The 20,874-nt window shown below is 60.2% G+C and carries 18 protein-coding genes; 12 read left to right on the top strand and 6 right to left on the bottom strand.

Annotated features, from left to right (window positions below; genetic code table 11):
- Nucleotides 1-87 precede the first annotated feature (87 nt).
- On the bottom strand, nucleotides 88-750 hold the full coding sequence (locus OH768_RS45335) for an NUDIX domain-containing protein (RefSeq protein WP_200714301.1): 663 nt from the start codon (nucleotides 748-750) through the stop codon (nucleotides 88-90).
- A gap of 165 nt (nucleotides 751-915) precedes the next feature.
- Between OH768_RS45335 and OH768_RS45330 the strand changes: the two genes are divergently transcribed.
- Nucleotides 916-2,043 carry a DUF5954 family protein gene (locus OH768_RS45330; protein WP_406462628.1) on the top strand — a complete coding sequence of 376 codons (1,128 nt, stop codon included), beginning with the start codon at nucleotides 916-918 and terminating at the stop codon, nucleotides 2,041-2,043.
- Between the two features lie 53 nt (nucleotides 2,044-2,096).
- Here the strand turns inward: OH768_RS45330 and OH768_RS45325 are convergent, their stop codons facing one another.
- From OH768_RS45325 to OH768_RS45310, 4 genes are all read right to left on the bottom strand, one after another.
- Nucleotides 2,097-2,696, bottom strand: coding sequence for a DUF305 domain-containing protein (locus OH768_RS45325; protein WP_406462626.1), 600 nt, complete (start codon nucleotides 2,694-2,696; stop codon nucleotides 2,097-2,099).
- A gap of 68 nt (nucleotides 2,697-2,764) precedes the next feature.
- Nucleotides 2,765-3,178 (bottom strand): DUF6153 family protein, encoded by a 414-nt coding sequence (locus OH768_RS45320; RefSeq protein WP_406462624.1) that lies wholly within the window; start codon nucleotides 3,176-3,178, stop codon nucleotides 2,765-2,767.
- Between the two features lie 56 nt (nucleotides 3,179-3,234).
- Nucleotides 3,235-3,906, bottom strand: a complete 672-nt coding sequence (locus OH768_RS45315; RefSeq protein WP_406465698.1) for a hypothetical protein — start codon at nucleotides 3,904-3,906, stop codon at nucleotides 3,235-3,237.
- Between the two features lie 559 nt (nucleotides 3,907-4,465).
- Nucleotides 4,466-5,143, bottom strand: a complete 678-nt coding sequence (locus tag OH768_RS45310; protein WP_406462622.1) for a DUF5677 domain-containing protein — start codon at nucleotides 5,141-5,143, stop codon at nucleotides 4,466-4,468.
- 186 nt (nucleotides 5,144-5,329) lie between these two features.
- Here OH768_RS45310 and OH768_RS45305 point away from each other — a divergent pair, with 186 nt between their 5' ends.
- The 7 genes from OH768_RS45305 to OH768_RS45275 all read left to right on the top strand — a co-directional run bounded on the left by OH768_RS45305 (nucleotide 5,330) and on the right by OH768_RS45275 (nucleotide 15,648).
- Nucleotides 5,330-7,228, top strand: coding sequence for a hypothetical protein (locus tag OH768_RS45305; protein ID WP_406462620.1), 1,899 nt, complete (start codon nucleotides 5,330-5,332; stop codon nucleotides 7,226-7,228).
- 12 nt (nucleotides 7,229-7,240) lie between these two features.
- Nucleotides 7,241-7,657: a hypothetical protein gene (locus tag OH768_RS45300; RefSeq protein ID WP_406462618.1), complete on the top strand. Its 417-nt coding sequence runs from the start codon at nucleotides 7,241-7,243 to the stop codon at nucleotides 7,655-7,657.
- 101 nt (nucleotides 7,658-7,758) lie between these two features.
- On the top strand, nucleotides 7,759-8,706 hold the full coding sequence (locus OH768_RS45295; protein ID WP_406462616.1) for a single-stranded DNA-binding protein: 948 nt from the start codon (nucleotides 7,759-7,761) through the stop codon (nucleotides 8,704-8,706).
- An 880-nt stretch (nucleotides 8,707-9,586) separates the two neighbouring features.
- Complete coding sequence (locus tag OH768_RS45290) at nucleotides 9,587-11,935, top strand: type IV secretory system conjugative DNA transfer family protein (RefSeq protein WP_406462614.1); 2,349 nt, start codon at nucleotides 9,587-9,589, stop codon at nucleotides 11,933-11,935.
- Nucleotides 11,936-12,065: 130 nt separating this feature from the next.
- Nucleotides 12,066-13,007, top strand: a complete 942-nt coding sequence (locus OH768_RS45285) for a replication-relaxation family protein (protein WP_406462612.1) — start codon at nucleotides 12,066-12,068, stop codon at nucleotides 13,005-13,007.
- Nucleotides 13,008-13,105: 98 nt separating this feature from the next.
- A complete protein-coding gene (locus OH768_RS45280) occupies nucleotides 13,106-14,503 on the top strand; it encodes a type IV secretory system conjugative DNA transfer family protein (RefSeq protein ID WP_406462610.1) in 1,398 nt (465 codons plus the stop codon).
- A gap of 731 nt (nucleotides 14,504-15,234) precedes the next feature.
- Nucleotides 15,235-15,648 carry a hypothetical protein gene (locus OH768_RS45275; RefSeq protein WP_406462608.1) on the top strand — a complete coding sequence of 138 codons (414 nt, stop codon included), beginning with the start codon at nucleotides 15,235-15,237 and terminating at the stop codon, nucleotides 15,646-15,648.
- Between the two features lie 576 nt (nucleotides 15,649-16,224).
- On the opposite strand, the gene OH768_RS45270 is transcribed toward OH768_RS45275, so the two are convergent.
- Nucleotides 16,225-16,431, bottom strand: coding sequence for a hypothetical protein (locus tag OH768_RS45270; RefSeq protein ID WP_406462607.1), 207 nt, complete (start codon nucleotides 16,429-16,431; stop codon nucleotides 16,225-16,227).
- 174 nt (nucleotides 16,432-16,605) lie between these two features.
- Here OH768_RS45270 and OH768_RS45265 point away from each other — a divergent pair, with 174 nt between their 5' ends.
- The 4 genes from OH768_RS45265 to OH768_RS45250 all read left to right on the top strand — a co-directional run bounded on the left by OH768_RS45265 (nucleotide 16,606) and on the right by OH768_RS45250 (nucleotide 20,844).
- Nucleotides 16,606-17,358: a DUF6879 family protein gene (locus OH768_RS45265; protein WP_406462605.1), complete on the top strand. Its 753-nt coding sequence runs from the start codon at nucleotides 16,606-16,608 to the stop codon at nucleotides 17,356-17,358.
- Nucleotides 17,359-17,370: 12 nt separating this feature from the next.
- On the top strand, nucleotides 17,371-18,222 hold the full coding sequence (locus OH768_RS45260; protein ID WP_406462604.1) for a helix-turn-helix domain-containing protein: 852 nt from the start codon (nucleotides 17,371-17,373) through the stop codon (nucleotides 18,220-18,222).
- A gap of 130 nt (nucleotides 18,223-18,352) precedes the next feature.
- Nucleotides 18,353-19,105 (top strand): ParA family protein, encoded by a 753-nt coding sequence (locus OH768_RS45255; protein ID WP_406462603.1) that lies wholly within the window; start codon nucleotides 18,353-18,355, stop codon nucleotides 19,103-19,105.
- A 1,448-nt stretch (nucleotides 19,106-20,553) separates the two neighbouring features.
- Nucleotides 20,554-20,844 carry a helix-turn-helix domain-containing protein gene (locus OH768_RS45250; protein WP_406462601.1) on the top strand — a complete coding sequence of 97 codons (291 nt, stop codon included), beginning with the start codon at nucleotides 20,554-20,556 and terminating at the stop codon, nucleotides 20,842-20,844.
- Nucleotides 20,845-20,874: the final 30 nt, after the last annotated feature.

Below are 20,874 nucleotides of genomic sequence, written 5' to 3'. Positions count from 1 at the left end.
GATGATCCCTCCCGTTCGCACCCGGTCCTCCGGGCACGAACGGGAGTCTCGCCCTTGAAGCGCACTTCAAGTCAAGCTTCCGGGCGCCTACTTGGCGAACGGCCCGTCCAGCGCCGCCCATTGGAGCAGCATGATGGTCTTGGCGTCGGCGATCTCCCCGGTGCGGATCATCTCCAGGGCGCTGCGGAAGGGCAGTTCGAGGATCTCGATGTCCTCGCCCTCCTCCTGGAGGCCCCCGCCCTCGTGGGTGCGGGTCGAGGGGCCGTAGGAGGCGGCGTAGAAACCGATGCGTTCGGTGACCGAGCCGGGACTCATGTAGACGTCGAAGACGTGCTCCACCTCGCCGACGGTGTGCCCGGTCTCCTCGACCACCTCGCGCCGTACGGCCTCCTCGGGGTGCTCGTCCTCGTCGTCGAGGAGTCCGCCCGGGGTCTCGACGAGCATGCCGTCGGGGTGGCCGTTGACGTAGACGGGGAAGCGGAACTGGCGGGTGAGCAGGACCATTTCGCGCTCGGCGTCGTAGAGGAGCAGGGTCGCGCCGTTACCGCGGTCGTGGGTCTCGCGTTCCTGGGTGGTCCAGGTGCCGTCGGCGTGCCGGAAGTCGAAGGTAGTGGTGCGCTCGACGTACCAGTGGCTGGAGAGCAGCTTCACGTCGCGGACCCTGACCCGGGGGTTGCCGGTCAGGTCGAGGCCGGTGCGGTCCAGGCCGGTGCGGCCCCGGCGGTCGGGGGTGTCGGCGCCCGCGGTCATCGGGTGCCGGCCGGAGAGGAGGAGACGATCGAGTTGTTCATGCCCGACGTCTATCACCCCGGGGTGTGGAACGTGTGGCCGAAACCGGTGAGCCGCAAGCCCAACTGATGTGCCGGTTGCGTTGATTCGTCGCCTGCCGTCCCGTCGGCTGGGCATGCTGGGAGCATGTCTGAGCACGGTGATCAGGTTCCCGGGTACCGGGTGATCAGGATGGAAGCGCTGCAGGACGCCCCGGCAGCCGCCCTCGCGGACGTGGAGGCGTGGCAGGCCCGCGAGGCCTACCCGAACGTCCTGGCCGGCGGCGGCCCGGTGTTCGGAGTGGCCGAGGAGCTGGATTCCGGCGGCTGGCGGGTCCTCTCCCGGTTCGGCAACATGGCCCCGCAGGGCTCCCGCGACGCCCTGGCGATGACCTTCCGCCAACGCGCGCGGGCGGCCGGCGACGCGGGCGACACGGCGACTCAGCAGGAGTGGCTGCGGGGCGCGGAGCGGCTGGACTGGGAGAAGGTGGACGAGCTGACGGTGCTCGGCCGGCGGTTCCGGGTCGTGCGGGCCGACCAGTTCATCCGGATGGGACCGACCGGACCGGAGCCGCCCCGGCCGTCCGACCCCGACCCGGCGAAGGTCGGGCACGCCCACGAACTCCCCAGCCGCACCACGGGATTCGTGATCGACCCGTTCACCGCGACCGGCATGTCCGAGGGCATCCTGCGGATGGAACTGCTCTCGCTGGTCCGCGCCCCGGGCACGGCTCCCGCCCCCGTGCGCAAGGACTCGGTGCGCGCCCTGAAGACGCACCCCGGGGGTGTGCTGCTGCCCGCCGAGTTCACCGCGGCGGAGTACGCGGACGGCGGCTGGCAGCCGACCCAGATGACGAACCAGAGCCCGCAGGGGGCGCGGGACACGCTCACCACCTATCTGCGGGTGATGGCGCCGGCCATGGAGCAGCTCGACGAGGAGACACGGGCCGAGTACGCGCGGGCGGCCGACCGGATCGACGCCGAGCGCTGCGACGAGATCGTGATCGACGGGTGCCGGACGCGGATCGTGCGGGTCGAACGGCTCGTCCGGATCGGCCCCGACGGTCCCGAGGGCCCGCGCCCCTCCGACCACGACCCGGAGCTGCCGACCGCCGTCCAGGAGCAACAGCTGCGTGCGGAGGGGCTGTTCGACGAGAACCGGGTGGTGAGCGAGGAGGAGGCAGAGCAGCAGCGGGTGGCGGAGGAGCAGGCGAAGGAGTTCCTGCGGCTGTTCGAGGAGCAGCGCCGGCGGCGCGAGGCGGCGGAGGGTTCCTGAGCGCGGGGGTGGGGCCGACCGCGCGGCCGGCCCCACCCTGTCCGCCGGTGGTGTCAGCCCTTGCCGAGCATCTTGTCCATCTGCTCGATCTCGGCACTCTGCGCCGTGATCACATCGGCCGCGAGTTCGGTGGCGGGTCGGTAACTGCCGTCCGCCTTCTCGGTCTTGGCCATGGCCACGGCACCCTTGTGGTGTTCGACCATCATGTTGAGGAACATGGTGTCGAACATGGCACCGGAGGCCTTCTCCAGCTTGCCCATGTCGGCGCCGGTCATCATGCCGGGCGCCGAGGACGACATGTCATGGCCCATGCCGGCCATGTCCTGGGGCACCTTCTCGCCCCACGACGTGAGCCAGCCGGACATGGTCTTGATCTCGGGGTCCTGGGCGCCCTTGATCTTCGTGGCGAGGCTCTTGACCTGGGTCGAGGAGGCGTGGTCGGCGGCGAGTTGGGCCATCTCCACGGCCTGCCGGTGGTGCTGGATCATCTCCCTCGAGAAGGAGACGTCGGCGGCGTTGTGCCCGCCGGTCTTGGTCCCGCCGCTTCCCTTGCTGTCGCTGTTGTCGCCACAGGCGGCGAGCGCGAGCGCGGCCACCGAGGCGGTGACGGCGAGAGCGACGGTACGACGGGCGAACCCGCGTTGTGCGGTCATGGTGGTACTCCTGGAACGGTTGTCTGTGCAGGGCATACCGAAGCGCGCGGGTGCACGCGCAGGCTGCTCTAGATCCGCAGGAGTTGGAGTTCGGAGAGGGAGGGCGGGGCCCGGCCGCCGTCGGGGCCGCCACCGGTCAAGGACCCGCGCGTGTCCGGCAGTTGGGCCCAGGCGGCCACATCGGGCAGCAGCAGCGGAACCATGGCCGGAGTACCGGCGACGGAGGCGGAGGCGCAGGTCGCGTCCGCGTGGGTCATGTGGCTGCCGCAGTCGCCCGCGTCGTGATCGCAGGCGTCAGGTGTCGACGCCTGCTCACCCCTGGCCGCGGTCATGATGGTCACGGCGTGCCCCGGCGCGGGATGGGCCAGGGGAACGGGCCCGAGTCCGTGCATGCCCAGGAGGCCCAGAAGCAGCGTGGCGACGAGCATCCCGTAGCGCCGCACCCTCGGGTGCGGCGCTACGGGATGTCCGGGACGGGCCATGCGGTCACCATACCCTCCCTGGGTATGGCGACCGCACAAGGGGTGGCTCCGCGAGGTCAGTTCCGCACTGCCGGTGCCGGTGCCGTCGGCACTGCCGGTGCTTTCGCGCTGCGGTAGGTGGAGATACCCAGCGCCAGCAGCCAATAGCTGAGAATCGCGCCCATGAGAGCGGTGGTGCCCCAGCCGTTCGCCGCGTAGAAATTCGCGGGAGAGTTCCCGAAGAACAGGGACGGCACGAAAGCCAGATTGATCCCGGCCAGGACATAGGCCGACCTGCTGGTCCAGCGCGGCAGGAGTTCCGTGCGGGAGACGACGAATCCCAGCGCGGTCAGAAAGAACGCGAGCATGAGCCGGGAGATCGACCCGTAGAGAATGTAGGTGCCGCTGACGTCGATGGTCGGGTCGATCGGATGGTCGGCGGCGATGACGGCACCGGCTTCCAGACCGCTGGAGACCAGCGTGATCGTCGTGTAGACCAGCCCCGCGGTGAAGGCCATGGAACCGGCCCACTCGTACGCGGGATTCACCCGCTTCACCAATTCACGGAAGGCCGTCAGGAACACCAGCAGAAACGCCAGCGCGACGATCCCGATCAGCAGCCGGGAGAGAACATTCGCGTCCGGCGGCGGCCCCGAATAGATGAAGTACAGCGGAACTTCGACGATGAGAGCGACGGCGGCGGCGATTCCCGCACCGCCCGCAAGACGCCTGGCCGACATTTCGTTCATGGGGTCCCCCGGAATTTCCGTGTGGTGGATTCGGTACGCCTTGAATCCTGCCGCCGACGGCACACACAGTCCCTGGGCCTGAGGACCGGATCGGGGGTGTTCCTACCGACACCCCACCAGTCCGGAAAAACGTCAGAGACCGCATCGGATCACTCCGACACGGCCTCTGATCTGCGACTTCGAAAAGTCGGGACGACAGGATTTGAACCTGCGACCCCTTGACCCCCAGTGGCTGACGCCCAGTCTTCTCCGTCCGTCCAGTCCACACAGTGCGGCAAACGTCCAGGTCAGGGGACTGCGCTCCGGGGCGCGAGCTTTGGGTGTGTGACACATCGGTGACACGCCGGGGCTCAGTCCGGGCGTGCCCTACGAGGGCACCTGAGGCTCTAGGAAGCCGGGCGCGGGCGTCAGTCGACTACTTGATCACGGAGCGCGAAGCGCCCGCTTAGTGGGTCTACGCGGCGCTACGTCAGCCGTCCTCGCTTACTGCACGTTCAGGTCTTCGGGGCCCTGCCACTGCGGGAGCGTCGTGGCGAACCCGTACTCCTTGGTCACCTGCTCAAGCTCCGTGGTCCACGGCTTGCCGGTTGAGCACCTCGTTGAAGGCCAGCATCGCGATGTGGAAGATCCACAGGCAGTACAGCTGGCACGGCACGATCTCTTCGTGGATCGGTGCCTGGCTGACGTGGAACGCCTCCCCCTCGGTCTTGAAGAACATCTGGGCCCCGGTGAGCGTCGGGTGCGTGAAGCGCGAATCCACCGTGTAGAAGCTCCACTCCTTGGTGAGGCCGTAGCCCTTCATCAGGTGCTCGATTTTGGCCAGGCGCTCATTCGGGTCTGGCGGGATGGTCTCTTTCACCGTCTTCACGGTCTGCACCATGACCTCGTAGGCGTCCTTGTAGCGGTCCTTCGTGCCGTCCGCCTTCAGCGCGTTTGCCAACTGGATCTGATCGCCTCGCAGCTTGCGGTTGTAGATATCGCCTATCCGATCGCCTTGGTCGATACACCACCGCAGGGTGATCGCGTACTCAAGTGCGCTTCTTCGGTTGGGGGACGCCGCGCCACACGCGCCGGCCTGGTGGAGCGTGAGCACCGCTCGGACCTGGTGGGCCACGTTGAAGAAGAGCCCCCAGCCGATCACGGCGGCTCTGTTCATGGGGTCAATGTGCGCGTGCAGGTCACTGGTGATCAAGTTTTCGAGACGGATGAGACCGGCTCCGGGGTCGGGCTCAGTCACCGGAGCATCATCGCGAACTCGTGAGGGCGGCGCTACAGGATTTGGTGAGCTCCGTTGATACCAGAGCGAAGCGTCTGCTTAGAGGATGTCGCGACGCGTCGCGATACGCCATGTAGGCGCTGCTCGCCGAGCGGTTTCGAGCAAGCTATTTCAAGCTTGTGTTGCCCCGAGCGAACGGAGAAGGCGATGTGGTTTAACCTGATATTTTATACCACCGTAATTCTATTTACGACCTATCTGTTTCGCCACCCAGCAATACGCGCGGGAGGAAATCCGAGGCGCAAAAAAGCAAAACTATGGGAAAATCAAGCTAAATTGCTGCGAGTTAAAGTGTCACTTTCTCTGATTTTCCTTCTTTTGATTCCATTTATTATGCTTGACAACCTTCAGTTTATGAAGAACTCAATGGTTATTCGTTTCTGGGTGGCCGATTTGGCAGCTCTTCTCGGGGTAGGATTTGTTTGCGTAAGCAAGAGGAGGCGCGAACTTGCGCAATCCGATCTAGAGGACTTTTCACTACCCTCATTGCCGCCTTCTCTTCAATCGCAACTTCGAGCCGCGGAATCGCTAAAGCTCTACGCAGTTGAACCCGGTGACGGCAGCGATGATCGACAGCTGGAGGAAGCGTGGAGAGAGGAAGGGAAACTGCTTGATCCTTTTGCTGCCCTTTTTGGAATCCTTAGCGCGCCCGACAGGTATATAGAACGCGCGGAGACAAATATAGAGATGGCGCATCATACGTTGCAAGCCCATCTGTCATTGACGATAAATATTCCCGATGTCAGTCACGGCCAGACCGTGATTATCCCGGCATTGTGGGCCAAGAAGGGTTTTCTCGTGCATAATTTAGATCTCGTAGATCGAGAGGGGAATCCTATTCCTCGGTTGAGTCAAGTTCAGACCGGCGTGGCTCTACGGATTGTGTTGGAGCGACTCTTTTGTAAAGCCTATCTGGAAGGATTCATGCCATCACCTGGCGATGAAGATGACCAAGCTATGAACCAACTAGCGGATTTGGTATGGGAGGTGAAGCTTGAGGGAAGTGAAGCAAAAGCAAAAGAGGTGCTGCGCAGTACCTCAGTACGTGCAGGCGCGAAGCTAGATGAAGAAGCGCATAGACGACTTGAACGGCTCTGTGAACTCATGGCTGGCTATTACCTAATTCTCGTTGAGACTAAAGCGTTTTCTCGGTGCATAATTCAATACCGAAAGACGATACCGCTTGTATGGAGAACTGAAGGGGCTTCTCAAGCCTCACAACCGGGACCGGCTGAGAGTAAGTCTTATGTCCGGCTTCGAATGCTTCTTGGAGCTAGACCGCAAAGAATTGGTGTCCTCGTGTGGCTTCCCTTCATGGCAAGAACATATCGCCTTAGGGTTAACACGAGTTCGGATGAATATGTGATCTCCCATTCTCTGCTTTCTGAAACAGATGATCGGAAGTGGGATCGAGCGGATAAGACGCTTCGCGGCGCCGACAATTTTGGTGCGAAAGCATCCGTCTGGATCCAAGAACCAGCAGGCCTCCCCTACACCCAGATGTATATTCGCGGCCTCACTAAAGCCTCGCCAGCCAATCGACTTTTGGCAGTAATACAGTTCTCTGAGGTGCCACCGGGGTTGCTGGGCCTAGCTACGATTGTTAGCTTTTTTCTTGCGTTGTTCATTACGCTCTTCACTGTCATGAGCCCCAATCACAAGAATCTATTGAATTCCCAAGCTGCGGTGCCGCCTGCTCTCTTTTTGGGAGTTCTAGCTCTTGGGGTTACTTGGCTTGGCTTTTCTCCAGAAAGAGAAAGCGTGCTTCGGTCGTCTATGAGTACGCGTGGAGGTCTTATTGGCGTCGTGGTGGTGTTGTTCGGGAGCGCTCTTCTGTATGTAAATAGGAGCTGGGTGAATAAACCCACAATCAAGTCTCTCTCGTTCTTTGGAAATCTTTGGCAATGGGATCACCTGAATGTTTGGTGGGTTGCTACGAGCGTGGCCTCGATCCTACTCTTCATTGCATTGGCGGTGGTCTTCAGTGTGCGAGTTCATCGATATGTGAGAGACGTTAAGAATCGATCACAGCACGAAGGGATCTGACTTAATTGACAAATGGGCGAATTCCATATAATATATCCTGAAGAAAGAGGAGGTTGTATAAGTAAAGAGCAATTACATTGGTGGAAACGAAAACGTGACCAACCTGAACAAGAACGGGGTCCAAAACCTATGACCGAAGAGGAGCGCGACCGCGCTGCTAAGGAGCTCGGGGTGTCCCCTGACGTCTGGGAAATTCTTTCGGCGGACGTACCGGGTGGTACTAGAAATTTGTACATTGCTGACACAGGGGGATCTCCTCCTGGTCGCCTTCTTGTTACTCCAGAAAATATTGGGCCAGAATATTTTGAGCTTGATGACCAGGAGCGATTCAAAGAGTCCTTGGCTCTCAGGCGAACGCTCGATTATGAGATTCAACGAATTAAGGATCGAATTGAGCAGCAGAACTTGGGCTCGCCCGAAACGGAGTGAGAAGAAGAATCTGGCTTCTGGGCCTCTTAGGTTGGATCTTTAATTCTTTGTAACACATCTTACATCTCTTTTCGTTCTTGCTTCGTATAATCCGTCCTCATATGACAGAACGAACAAGACCCACATTTGATACACAAGCCGTCGCGAAGGCGCTTGGCACCCAGGCCCAAGAGGTGACCGATCCCGCCTACGGGCAGGGCCAGCACTTCCAGGTGGCCAGCAATGGCACCTTTCTGAGTCTCGATACCTTCCCCGAGCGTGGCGTTTCCCGCATCACCACCAAGGGCGCTCGCATCGAGCTCTTCGGTGACATGCTGCCCCGTGTCGAGGACGAGGGAATCGTCTTTCTGCGCAAGGACTCAGACCATGAGCACGCCTCGATGGCCCTGCACCCCGATGGCGGCCTGACGTTTGGCTACCAGGTCGATGCGGGCCCCGTTGCAGTCGATGGCCTCCCACAGGACCTGGAAGACACCGAGCAGATCATCGCGCGTCATGAGGCCGAGCAGACACCGGCCGCGCAGAGCCCGGAGCCTGAAGCACCGTCCGTGGTGGTCGCTGCTCCCAAGCCGCCAGAGAAGACCGGCCTTGAGCGAATGCCCGGTGCTTTCCCTGACGCACGCCCGATGATCCAGCAGGTGCAGGTCGAACCCACGACGTCCACGCCAGAGCCAGCCAAGCCCATGGAAGAAGCCCCGCAGCAAGAGCAAGCCGGCCAGGCCACAGAGGCCGGCGAGGCCGAGCGCCAGCGAGTCAAGCTCGTTGGCCGGCTCGGGCGTACCCCAACCGTGCGGGAAACCGCGGGCGGCAAGCTCGTTGGCAAGTTCCCCCTGGCCGTGCATCTCGACGACGGCACAACCAAGTGGCACAACATCCTGGCCTTCGGCGAGCGCGCCGCAGCACTGCAGACGCGCACCGAAGCCGGTGAGTTGGTCAAGGGAAACGAGATTGAGGTCGTGGGCTACCTGCACGAGCGGGAGTACCAGGGCAGAGACGGCACGACCAAGACGGCACAGGAGATCTACTCAGTTGCGGTAACACGACATTGAGGGGGCCCTTTCGGGCTTGGCCGTGGATGCGCGTCGGCGCCTCTGTAATTTTCTACCAGGAAACAGCCAGGTTTCCCTGCGCGCTCTTTTGGGACGACGTAACCCCGTCGTCCCTTTTTTGCGTCTTGACACCTACGTGTCAATATGAGAAAAAATCTATAATATGCCAGAAGGAGGAGAAGGGCAACAATCAGACAGCAAAGAGGTGAAATCCAACCAGGTTGAGCGACTTCCTGTTGAGTCCGTTCAGACACGGGAGCTGGCTGATGCGAATTTAATTCCCTTTGTGCTCGGCGAGATTTCCCATCTGGAGCGGAGCATGGATCCTTGGAGGATCGAGGAGCTAATGAGTCTCAGCGTTCACTTGCTGGGGTTCTCGATGAGTACTTGTCCTCGATTCGGCACAACCTGACTCAGACGCTTCCCGAGAACCCTCGTGAAGATCCACAGGCTTACGCTGACCGGTGGGCTGCCTTGGGAGACGTCCGACGCGTCCAGACTGCTTACGAGCTGTTGGCCTATCCGCACTTTACGCCTGAGCGGGAACAGCTTGAGAACGCTGCCGGCACGTGGGTTGGTCTCAAGGAGGAGGGGGTTGGTGACCGCGCAAGAGTTAAGGAAGTTGGTATCGGCGTAGAAGTAATCGCCAAGCAAGCCGATCTTCTCGCAAGGCTCACCGATCGAGCTAACATCCCCTACGACCCTTCGCGACGTTTCATTTCAGCTGCCCCGTTCTTCGAGGCCTTGGCCCGCCAGGGCGGTAACACACCGCAGCCAGCAGAGCGCATAGAGAGACGCTAGAGGCATCCTCGCCCTCGACTGCGTAGGCTTGACCGTAGTTGGGTCCTCCCGTTGAACACCCGGGCGAGGAGGCACATACATGGGCTCCAATGTTCTACTCGGCCACGACGGCACTACCCCTGTCTACCTGCGCTTCGATCACCGCACGGCTCACGTGGCCATTTTGGGCAAGTCCCGTTTCGGCAAGACCACCCTGCTTGAGCACCTTGTCTTGCAGGACATGGGAGACGGCATCGCGGTCATTGTTATAGACGCCCACGGTGACCTTACCAAGCGCCTCATCTCCCTTGCTCCCCCTGCTGCACGGGACAAGATTGTCTTGGTTGAGGCTAACGGTGACCGCCCCTTTGGCCTCAATCTCTATGAATGTGCTGATCCGTCTGATGCCACGACAGTTACTACGACAGTCGGACATGTGGTCGATATCTTCAACAAGCTGATGGGTTCGGAGAGTCCCGGCTATCGCCCGGTCATCGAGGGGGGACTGCGGAGCACTGCCCAGGTGCTCATCGCCAACGGGCTCACAATGGCCGACATACCGCTTTTGTACAGTGACCGCGAGTTTCGCAGTGCAGCACTTAGTGCACTGCCCATTCCCAGCGGCTACTGGCGGGAATATGAGTTGAGTAGTCCTCGTGAGCAGCGTGAAAAGTGCGACCCTGTTCTCAATAAGATTGCTCGGTTTCTTGAGGATGGGCTCGTCTCGTTGATGGTTAGTCAGCGTAAGACGACTATTCCATTCAATGAGGTGATGGATGGTGGAGGCACCCTTATCCTCAATCTCGCCGGCTTGGATCGCGATACCGTATCTTTCCTCGGTATGGTCTTTCTCTCTGCGTTCAGCAACCTTGTGCACCAGCGTGAGCGCATCGCCGAGAGGGATCGTAAGCGAGTCCACCTCTACCTTGACGAATACGGCAGGTTCGCCACCCCCACGACTCGCCGTCTCCTTGAGGAGGGTGGCAAGTACGGGCTTGGAGTGACCATCGCGCATCAGAACCTGTCGCAAACTCCCGAGCGGGAAGCACTGCACGTTGAGACCCTCATTGCTTTCCAAATGTCAGGCGAGGATGCGCAGAGCGTGGCTAAAGAGTTTGACTGCACGCCTACCCGGACGAAGAAGGTTGCTAGGCAGCGTACGGAACCCCGGTATAGGGAGTGGGATGAAGAGGTTTGGGATAGCGAGAAATCGAAGAAGCGGTATGAGGAGCTCGAAGAATCTTATCAATTGCTCGCGAGCCAAGTCGAGGGTCTACTTACAAAAGCCGATGATCCACTGTTCCGAATCAAATACCTTGAAGCCTGCCTAAACCACCCTGGCGAAGACTCACATCAAGGTCATGTTCCTATCGACGTCCTACGTAAGTGGATACGTCCTCCAGATCGACGCTCCCTGCATGTCCCGTTCAACCTCATGGATTCCTATTTCACCAGCACAGTGCCCCTTTTGAAGAAATTCGACCCACCACCGAGCGGCAGGTTTGAATACCTTGGCGTCGCTCGCCTTCCTTATCCAAGCAGCCATTGGGGAGAACAAGAAGACCAGGCTGTTTATGAACGTTACCGCCTGGCTTCGGTTCCCGTTGAACACACCTATGTGTTGACCTGGTTCAGCAACCATGATTTTGGAGTGTGGAGTTATCGTCGCGATATAGCGAAATCCCTTGCCGGGGAACTCGAAAGAATGCTCTGGCCCCTATATTGGGATAGAGATTTCTACTTCCGACCGACGAACAACTGGGCTCTCTGCGAGCCGACACCACCACTTGGCGGGGAACGAGCATCACATAATTGGACGCGGGGAGGATGCTGGCCAATCACAGCTTTTCCGGAGGCGGTAGTTTGGCTTAGAAAAAAGGTCTCGCAACTCGACACCGACTGGAGACGATGGAACACCCCAGCCGTTAAGCTCGATCTGAAGCGTTGGGCTGCTCGTGAGGAGGCGGACAAATTTCTTGAGAAACATCGCCCTACGATTCACCATAAGGAGTATCTCGGCGAGCAGCCCGTTCAAGATCTTGGCCGGGGCGTTACGTGGTATGACCTTGTTGACGAGCTTGACCAGAGTACTGCGGGTCGACGAGACGAAATCGCCAACATACTGACGCAGCTTCCTCGCTACGTGGCGTATTGCAAGGCTACAGATGCAGACGGGAGGGCTCAGGAGCATAAGATTCAGACTTCATCGCCTGCACTCATTGTGGAGGTTCTGCCCTCACCTGAAAAGAAACTACGCGAAGCGCGGGAGCAGAGTCGTGAGCAGTTCGGCATTCCTGCTGATTGGATCCCAGAGAAGACTCTTTTGCGAAGATATTCGCTTCTCCGGGTTGAGCGGTATCGACCTCCTGGAGTCATAAGTCCTACGCCTCTTGATGCGCCTTCTCGGGAGGGAACAATCAGCCGTAGATCCCCGAAGAAGAAGCCGTAATCTGGTTCTCTTACGGGAGTCTTACGGCCTTGACGTTCGAGTTCTCACGCCCGTTTGGCAAAGTGACGCAATGAACGAATCGCTTCATACCCCCAGCGTTACGCCACGCGGCCCACTTCGGATCGGGGCCGTGGACGAGGAGATTCTCCGCGCTATCAACCGACTCCAGTACATGACCGCAGCCCAGATCGGCCGGCTGCTGTATCCGCAGGCGCATGATCAGAACCGCTACGTGCAGCGCCGCCTCCGTAGCCTGACCGAGGCCGGCTACCTCCTCAGACTCCGAGAGCTGCCCGCCCCTCGCATCGGCTCAGCCCCGCACGTCTTCACCCTGGCTGACAAGGGACGGCGCTTTGTCGCCGGTCGCGGCGACATACTCGCCAGCTCGTACTATCGCCCTTCAGAGGAGCGGGCCAAGGCCGAGGACAACCCCTTCATGGAACACACGCTTGCTGCCGTCGATGTGTTGGTTGCTGCAGAACGCCTGTGCCGCAAGTTTCAGGTGTCCTTGCCCCGCCTGCTCAACGAGCGCCAGCTCAAGCGAAGCAGTATCCGGGTGCAACCAGTTGGACGTCCTGAAGCGCCGCGCATGGCGGTGATTCCCGATGCATGGTTCCAGCTCACCGCAGTCGGATGCGATCCCGTCTCCATTGCCCTGGAGCTCGACCGAGGTACGGAGGGGCAGAAGCACTGGCGCCGCAAGGTCGCCTCTCTCACGGCCTGGGCCGAGGGCCCGTATCGCCGGGCCTTTGAGACTGACAATCTCACCGTCGCGGTCGCTGTCCCCACGATGGCCCGTCGTGTCCAGCTCTCCGAGTGGACGGCTCAGGAGCTTGAGAGCATCGGCCGGGACCAGCTGGCAGACATCTTTCTCTTCACCGATGCGTCCCCGGTTGCAACCGATCCGTTTGAGTTGTTCTTCGATTTGCTCTGGTACCCCGCTGGCCAGGATCACCCCGTGAGTCTGCTCGATGCGCCTGAATCTGCCGAGGAGGAGGTGAGCGTCGGTCCCCTGGACAGCCCCAGGTACAACTACAACCTGTCGAATGGGGTGGAGCGCGAGGCGGAATGAGACTCTTTCCTGCCCAACGAGTCCCGCGCATCGCGCTTGGCACCTACCGCAGGTGGCTTCTCCCGCGAACGCTGTTTTTGCCGCTCAATGAGGCCCGCGTGCACATGCACGTGCTGGGCAAGACGGGATCGGGCAAGAGCTACTTCCTCGCCTCCCTCTTTCTCTCCCTCTTCCTGGCTGGCCAGCCCGTCACTCTCATCGATCCGCACGGCGATCTGGCCCAGTTAGTTCTGGCTCATCTCGTGCAGGCCGGGCAGCTTGCCACCCCGGAGCAGCGAGCTCGGCTCATGTATCTGGATGTACCGGCGGCAGCCGTTGAGGGGCGGTACCTGCCGTTTAACTTCCTCGCCCAGCCCTACGACGATCATGCGATGGCCGAGCACGTCGCCGAGGCAGCCCGTCGTGCCTGGCCCGAGCTGGCCCATGGCGCACCGACCTTTGAGAACATCCTCAAGCACTCGGTCGTGGCCCTGCGCGAAGCTGGACTTCCACTCACTCGCCTGTCGGACCTTCTGACGGACAAGGCACTGCGCGACGAGCTCTTGACCCACGTTCACGACCCGCAGGTGATCCGCTTCTTCAAGCTGCGCATGGATCAGTGGGGACGGGATGCACCCCGGATGAAGGAGTCAACACTCAACCGGGCGGATCTTCTGACCCTCTCCCCCATCCTCCGCTACGCCCTCGGACACAAGCGAAACGTCCTGGACTTCCGGGGTCTCATCGACTCGGGTACGTCCCTCATCGTCAACCTGGCAGTCGCCTCACCCGACGCCCGCCGGCTCTTTGGATGCCTGCTCACCGTGGGCATGGAAACCGCGGCACTTAGCCGGGCCAACGTCCGGGCAGCCGGGTCGGGCAGGGCCCCACACTTTTTGATCCTGGACGAGTTCTCACAGTTCATGGCCCAGAGCGAGGAGAGTCTCACCCGGATGCTCTCGGAGACCCGCAAGTACAACCTGTTCTGCGTCATGGCGCACCAGAACTGGAGCCAGGCATCAGACCGGCTCAAGGGAGCCCTTCAGAACGTCGGCATGGAGGTCATCCTCAAAGCAGGCCGACCAGACGCCGAGCATTCGGCCCGCCTCTTCGGCACCGTCGATCCAGACGCCGTCAAGCACATCGTCACCGACCACGCCGCCGAGGAGCGTACCCATCCGACGTACTACGCCCTCCAGGAGCAGTGGGAGCGCCAAGTCCAGTCCATCCAACAGCTGCACGTCGGCCAGGCATTCGTCAGGCTTCCAAGCGACGAGGTCCGCAAGGTCACAACCCCGACGCTCCCCAACCTCACCGAGCCACCTCAGGCTCTGGCCGAGGTCGAGCAGTACTACCTTGACCGTTACTTCGAGCCGCCCAGCGCCGAGGCCCCTCTCGTGACCACCACCCAGGCCGGGGCTCCAACAGCCTCCATAACCCGACGTCGCAGGACTCCACTGGGTAAGACCGGAGCAACTGTCTATCGCTCTCCGGTCAGGGTAAAGGCGCCCAGGTGAGAACCTATTTTGCCCATTGAATCCGTTGTGCGGATTTGATATAAATAGGGCAGCTTATGTTTACTGAGGAACAATTGAATCAACTGCGCGCACTGCTGTCCCCCATCGAGAACCGGTTAACCGCTATAGAGCAGGGTCAGGATCAGCACAGACAAGAGTCCAAGAAGGAGCATGAAGAGATAGGTGGACTCATATCCGGACTGGCCGAGCACACGGACACGGTCGTAGACGCCGCACAGCAGAAGACAGTGCAGGTGTTGACGAATCGAATGAAGGTTACTTTCGAGCATCAGGATCAGCGCATTACTCGTACCGAGAAGCGCTTGGACCTCCCTCCGCTGGAGTAGTACCCCTAACCATTTTCCCCTTTCCTCCCTTAATTGACGGTCTCTTGCGGGCTTGGCTCTCGGGTCAAGGACCGGCGGAGCCGGCTTGCGAAGTCCTTGACACGCAGGCAAACCGCGTCATCATGGCGTCAAAGGAAGGAAGAGGGGCATCCCATAGCTGGGACGCTCTCAGGAGATCTATGTCGCAGAAGAAATGTTCCACGGCGGGGTTTTGAGGCTGTTGGAGATGTAGCGCGTGAGACCAAGGCCCGTAGTTGCGAAGCCGTCATTTTCATAACCTCGACGGAGTTACACAGCCGCAAGTAAGGCGGGGCCCTTCCCTTCCCCTTCTCATCTGGCCCATAAGGCGTATCGTTGAGTGCCAGCTTCTCAGAGGGGAGACCTGTGGATCCTGACGAGGTGCTGCGTAAGGCAGCTGCGATCATCGATCGCGATGGACACAACCAGTTCGGTTGGTTTGCTTGGCCTCATTCCGAGCATCTGCTCGCTGAGGCCGTCTGCGCCGACCCACTCCAGGAGGCCGGCAGGTCTACTCCGGTCTCCGCCATGGGAGCGATTGAGCGTGCCGTCTGGGGCACGGCCATGGAGTTTGCGCTCTCGACCCCCAATTTCGATCAGCAGTACGACCATTGCCTTCAGGCCCAGAACTACTTCCTTCGCTGGGTGAGGCGTAACTGCGCCATCTGGGATGTCTCAACGTGGAATGACAACCGGGATACTACGGCTGAGGATGTTGTCCGCGCGTTGCGCCAAGCTGCGCAGGACTGGCCATTGTGGAACGCGGCGGCCCAAGCATAAGAAGCGTGGCCCCGAGGCTTTACCCACCTCCCTCGTGGTGGGGCCCGACGCGGGAAGACCATATCGGACACTAAAGGGCAGCTGTACTGCTGCCCGATCCGCTGGCGAGCGTACGGCCTTCCCGCTCCCACCACGATGCAGGACACCGGCCAAAGTCTCAGGCCGAGGAGCCTGCCGGGTTGGCGCTACGACTTGTCGGTGTGGCAGGGGCACGTGCAACGACGCATGAGAAGGATGTCTCCATACCCCGGTAACGGGATGTTCTTGGTTTGACGGCAGTCAGCATGGAGGCTGGTGTACTCCGGTCGCTCAGCGAGTGCGCACTCAGCAGAGCGGGCCGAAAGGTCGTCGGTGGCTGTACTCACGCGAGACGCTCAGCATGGTTGAGCTCTGAGACGCGGGCGCGAAGCAGCTCCGTCTCGGATGCCGGCCGGACCTCCTCAGGAGCGGCGTCCCACTCCACTCCCCCACCTGGCGGACGCAGTTGCACGTAGGGACCCTCGTGTCCCATCACGTATCCGATCTTGTCTCCGCGCGATGTGTCTACGACCAGCGTATTGATCGGCTGCTTTGCATTCATCCTTCGCGGTCCCCTCGCCGAAGAGCCCTTGCCAGTCGATCGGCTACGTCAGTACGGACCCGTCCCAGCTCAATCAGTTGCAACTGCGGCGATGCATCGTCGACTCGGAGAGACGGGAAGACGATCCCTGCTTCGTCAAGGGCTGTTCTGAGCGTCTCCAGCACTGTGTGCGGGTCGATGTCCGGCTTCTTGGTTCTGGCCATGAACAGGACGGTAGGGAGGCGGAGTTGACACCTGCCATGGAGTGTTCTCGAATGTTCTCGCAGTCCGGCCGAATGTTCTCATGTGATCTCGTAGAGGGGGCAGCGGGCTGTAGTACTGGGCACGGAGCCTGGTGATGCTGGAGGCGACACCATCCCGAACCGAGGGAGACGACCATGGCGCGACGCCTGCGCTTCAACGGCACTGACAGCAAGAACGGCGGATGCCCCGCTGTTCATGAAGACCTCGACACGGGCGAGATCGTCGTACAAGGGACTCCGCTCACTGATCCTGACGATGTCGCCCAGCTCCAGCACTTTGGCTCAGGAGACATCGCAGTGGTCGTGCCGCGTGAGCTGCTTGTCAACCACGGCCCTAAGGAGATCACTCGCGTGCCCAAGCTGATCGACCTGGAGGAGTTCGGCCGACTCTTTCAGAGCTTCGAGCACTCCGCCTGGCACCTGGAAACGCGACGCGGCTATGCGTCGGATCGGGAGGACGCCTCATACGCGGCGTTCGTCGAGACCGGGTCGGCCACCTGGGACCTGGACAGCGAGTGGTGCACGACCATCCGGGAACAGACCTCCCGGGGGAAGTACGTGGGACGCGTACGTGTCACCGACAATCCGCCCACCACCGGGCAGCTCTTCCTGCTCGATTACGCCAAGTGCAACGCCGCCACCGGCGAGGACGTGCGCAACGTGTGGCGCTCAGATACGGACCGGATCCATCTGCCAGCTGCGGACTTCTGGATCTTTGATAGTCGGCTGGTTGCCCTCCTCAACTTCGACGATGCAGATACCCTCCTTGACGTCGAGGTGATCACAGAGCCCGCCGAAGTTCTGCGGTACTGCCAGGTGCGCGATGCAGCTAGGCATCTATCCATCCCCTACGACCAGTTCGCGGCACAGGTAGCCGCCAACGACTGATGAGCGGAACCGGTGAGCACAGACTTTCAGCAGGCTCGGGAGGCTCTCGGCGTGCGTCTGAGAGAACTTCGGCTGGCAGCTCCCGGAGGTCGACTCACCGGACCACAACTTGCCAAGCGGCTCGGCTGGCCGCATTCCAAGATCTACAAGTTGGAGAACGGCCAGCAGACCGCCACCGTCGAGGACCTTCAGGCCTGGGCAGCCGGCGTTGATCAGCCTCAGGTGATCGACGAGCTAGAGGCCCGTCTCAAGGGCTTCGAGTCTCATATTCGCTCGTGGCGACGCCAGTTGGCCGCAGGCCACCGGCCGGTACAGGACAGCTGGAACGTGGAGGTCGAGCGGTCTCGGATCATCCATGCATGGGAAGAGGCCGTCGTCCCGGGCATGCTGCAGACGGCCGACTACGCGCGGCACATTTTCCTGCGCTACGCGGACCTTCAGAACTCAGTGCGTGACACCGACGAGGCTGTACGCGCTCGCATGAAACGCCAGGAGTGGCTGTACCGAACAGGGAGGAAGGTTCACGCCCTGATGTGGGAGGCTGCGCTCCACGCACTGGTCTGTCCCCCGTCTGTTCTTGCAAGCCAGCTTGATCGACTCATGGGCATGATCGGGATGGACACCGTGGAGCTGGGGATCATCCCTCTTGGCGCATCACTCAAGATTCCCGCGGCCAACGGCTTCTGGATCCTGGATGACAGGCTTGTGATCGCCGAGGACTGGCACGCGGAGCTGTGGCTTGACGACGCTGACTCTGTGACGACGTACCTGCGGGTCTGGGACACGCTGCGTGAGTCAGCGGTCTACGGCGTTGATGCTCACAACGTCATCAGTGCTGCCCGGCGGGCTCTCAACTCCCACTGAACGGCAGGCCTTTGCCATTACCCGAACAATTCCTTATTGACACAATGGCGCGCAATTCGCTATTCTCAAGTCAGTTTAAGAAATTGCATCGGAATAACCCGTCCGGGTTTTCGGTGGATTTAACTTGCATATGGTTATTTCAATCGCATCACAGAAAGGCGGTGTCGGAAAGACATCATCCACCATCTCGTTGGCAGCAGGCCTGGCCCGCAAAGGCAAGCGTGTCCTGCTCGTTGACATCGACTCCCAGGCCAACAGCAGCAAGGTGCTGCTTCATAACTACCCGCAAGTCACCAAACAGCAGACCGTTTTTGCGACGATTCTTGAGCGCAGCCCCCTTCCCACGCACGAGACAAGCGTTCCCAACCTCCATATCGTTCCGTCGCACATCCTACTCTCTAACACTGATGTCGAGCTGACAACGGCCATCGACCACCGAGAGGAGCGGCTCAAAAAGGAACTCGATGCACTCAAAGGGAACTACGACTACGTTTTTATTGATTGTCCTCCTACTCTCTCGTGGCTAACCATCAACGCCTTTACTGCCTCAGACAAAGTGATCGTCGTTGTTTCACCCGGATACTTCGAGCTTGATTCGATTGTTCAGATCAGCAAGACGATCAAAGAAGTGAAGGAGTACTTTAATCCGCACCTTGAGCTCGCCGGTTTCTTGTTTACCATGAGCGATCCAACCGTTAACAGCAAAACCTCACTACAGATCTTGCGCCAGACCTACACCGGCTCTGTGTTCAATACGGTGATCCCTCGCAATACCGATCTTCGTGACGCGCATTTCAACCGCCAGGACGTCTTTTCGTTCAATCCCCGCTCGACAGCAGCACTCGCCTACAATAAATTGATCGGCGAACTTTTTGATATATGAACAAGATTCTTAACACTCGTGCGATAACAAACGATCTGGAAGAATCGGCGTTCTTCCGCCAGAGGAAAAACGATCCCGTACTACCCGTACCCCCCGTACGGGAGGTACCCCCGGTACTACCCGTACCCCCTGTCAGACGGGTGATGAAACAACGGCATCCCTTTGATATCTGGCGAGATCAGTATGAGTCCCTACAGCAGCTTTCTCTAGAAGAGAGAAGGCAGGGTGAGGTGGGTAGCATGTCCGCTTTTGTTCGCGAGGCAATCGACAAGCTTCTCCTTGAAAGACGCCAATCGCCCAAATAACTTACCTAAATAGTTCCCTTACCCCGTACTACCCGTACCCCTAGTACCCCGTACCCCTAGCACGGGTCGGCCCGTACGGGTCGTACGTCCCGTACGGAACTAGGCAAGAGTCATGTCAATTTGCTTATATCAAAGAGCAGACCAGGCAGCCGCCGTCTCCCCCGCACAAATGGGGTTTGCGACTAAAGACGGACTAGCCTGCCGTGATCGAAGTGACCGACTGACCAAAGCAAACACGACCGATCCAGTAAGTACTGGATCTTTCTAGGACGCTGGTTCACTACCAGTTAATCTGAGTTACCTCATCGAGAAACGGCTCTCGTCTTGTCTTTGAAAAAAGCGAGGCGGAGCCTCGATAGGCAAGCGAAGGGAACGAGAGAGCCAAGAGAACGGGGAATAGGGGAGCCACCAAGGGGGACCTTAGGGGGTTGGTTCGTCGTACCCAAAAACGGCATGCGTGGCTACGAGCCTGGTTCGTAGTGAGTCACAAGATTGATCGTTTATCTTCGGTACTCGTTTTGAGCAGGTCGGGTGTCGTACCGCCTCAGGCCGGTATGACAGGCGGTACACGGGAAGCGGGTCAGTGGAAGCGTCCTGCGGCCGGTTGTAGCTGGAAGGAACGGCCCGCTGACCAGCGGGTTCGGGGTGGTCATCGGACGGGGGGAGTCAGCCGCGCTGCGAGGGGATTCCAACCTTCCTGCGGTCGGTGGCGCGGCTGACTCCCCCCGTCCTCTCCACCAGCACACAAGGTCTACGACCAGCCCTTCGGGTGTGTGCCGGCTCCGAGTCCACCCCCCAAGGGGGGCCACAGTGGCCACCGACGGCATTCCTTCCAGACCTTCCTTCCGTCGGGTGGCAATAGGCCGCTAACGCGGTAGAACGGATCGCGTCGCGATTACAGGATTGGTCGCTTCGCGAGAATACAGGGGGACTCGGTACCCGAGTAGGGGACTGATTGGTTGACGGCCTGCCGGGGGGTGCATGGGTCATTGCTGTCGCCTCTGTGGGATTATCCCGTGCCCGGCCAAAAACGGGGAGAGACCCAAGGGCAAAAGAATCTTGCCCCGTGCCCTTTTTCGCCCGATATTGCTTGGGTTTTGGCAGTTGGCCAGATAAAATAGAGGGAGCAGGCTGACTCTTCTTGTGCAGCCGAGCATCCTCATATCTCCACCAACGGTCTGTTGGGAATGTTCGCCGTCGCATAAGCACGGGCGGTGTCGCCGAGAAGTGATCACTTTGCAAACCACTCTTGATGAGATTCGCTCGTGGGCAGCCACGGTTGATGTGTGTCAGGCCGCTTTGGCCTTGGGGATTTCCAAGTCGCACTTGTACGAGTTGATCAAGCGGGGTGAGGTGCCGTTTCGGGTTGTGGCGTTTGGCAACCGTTACCGGGTGCTGACTGCCTCCTTGCTCCGGTACCTCGAAGCTTTCTAAGAGAGTGGGGGAGCCTGTTGCTTTTTGTCC

This window comes from Streptomyces sp. NBC_01622 (assembly GCF_045209635.1).
Lineage (GTDB): Bacteria > Actinomycetota > Actinomycetes > Streptomycetales > Streptomycetaceae > Streptomyces.
Note: the sequence above shows the minus strand (reverse complement) of the source record. Positions and strands in the feature narration are given on the sequence as shown.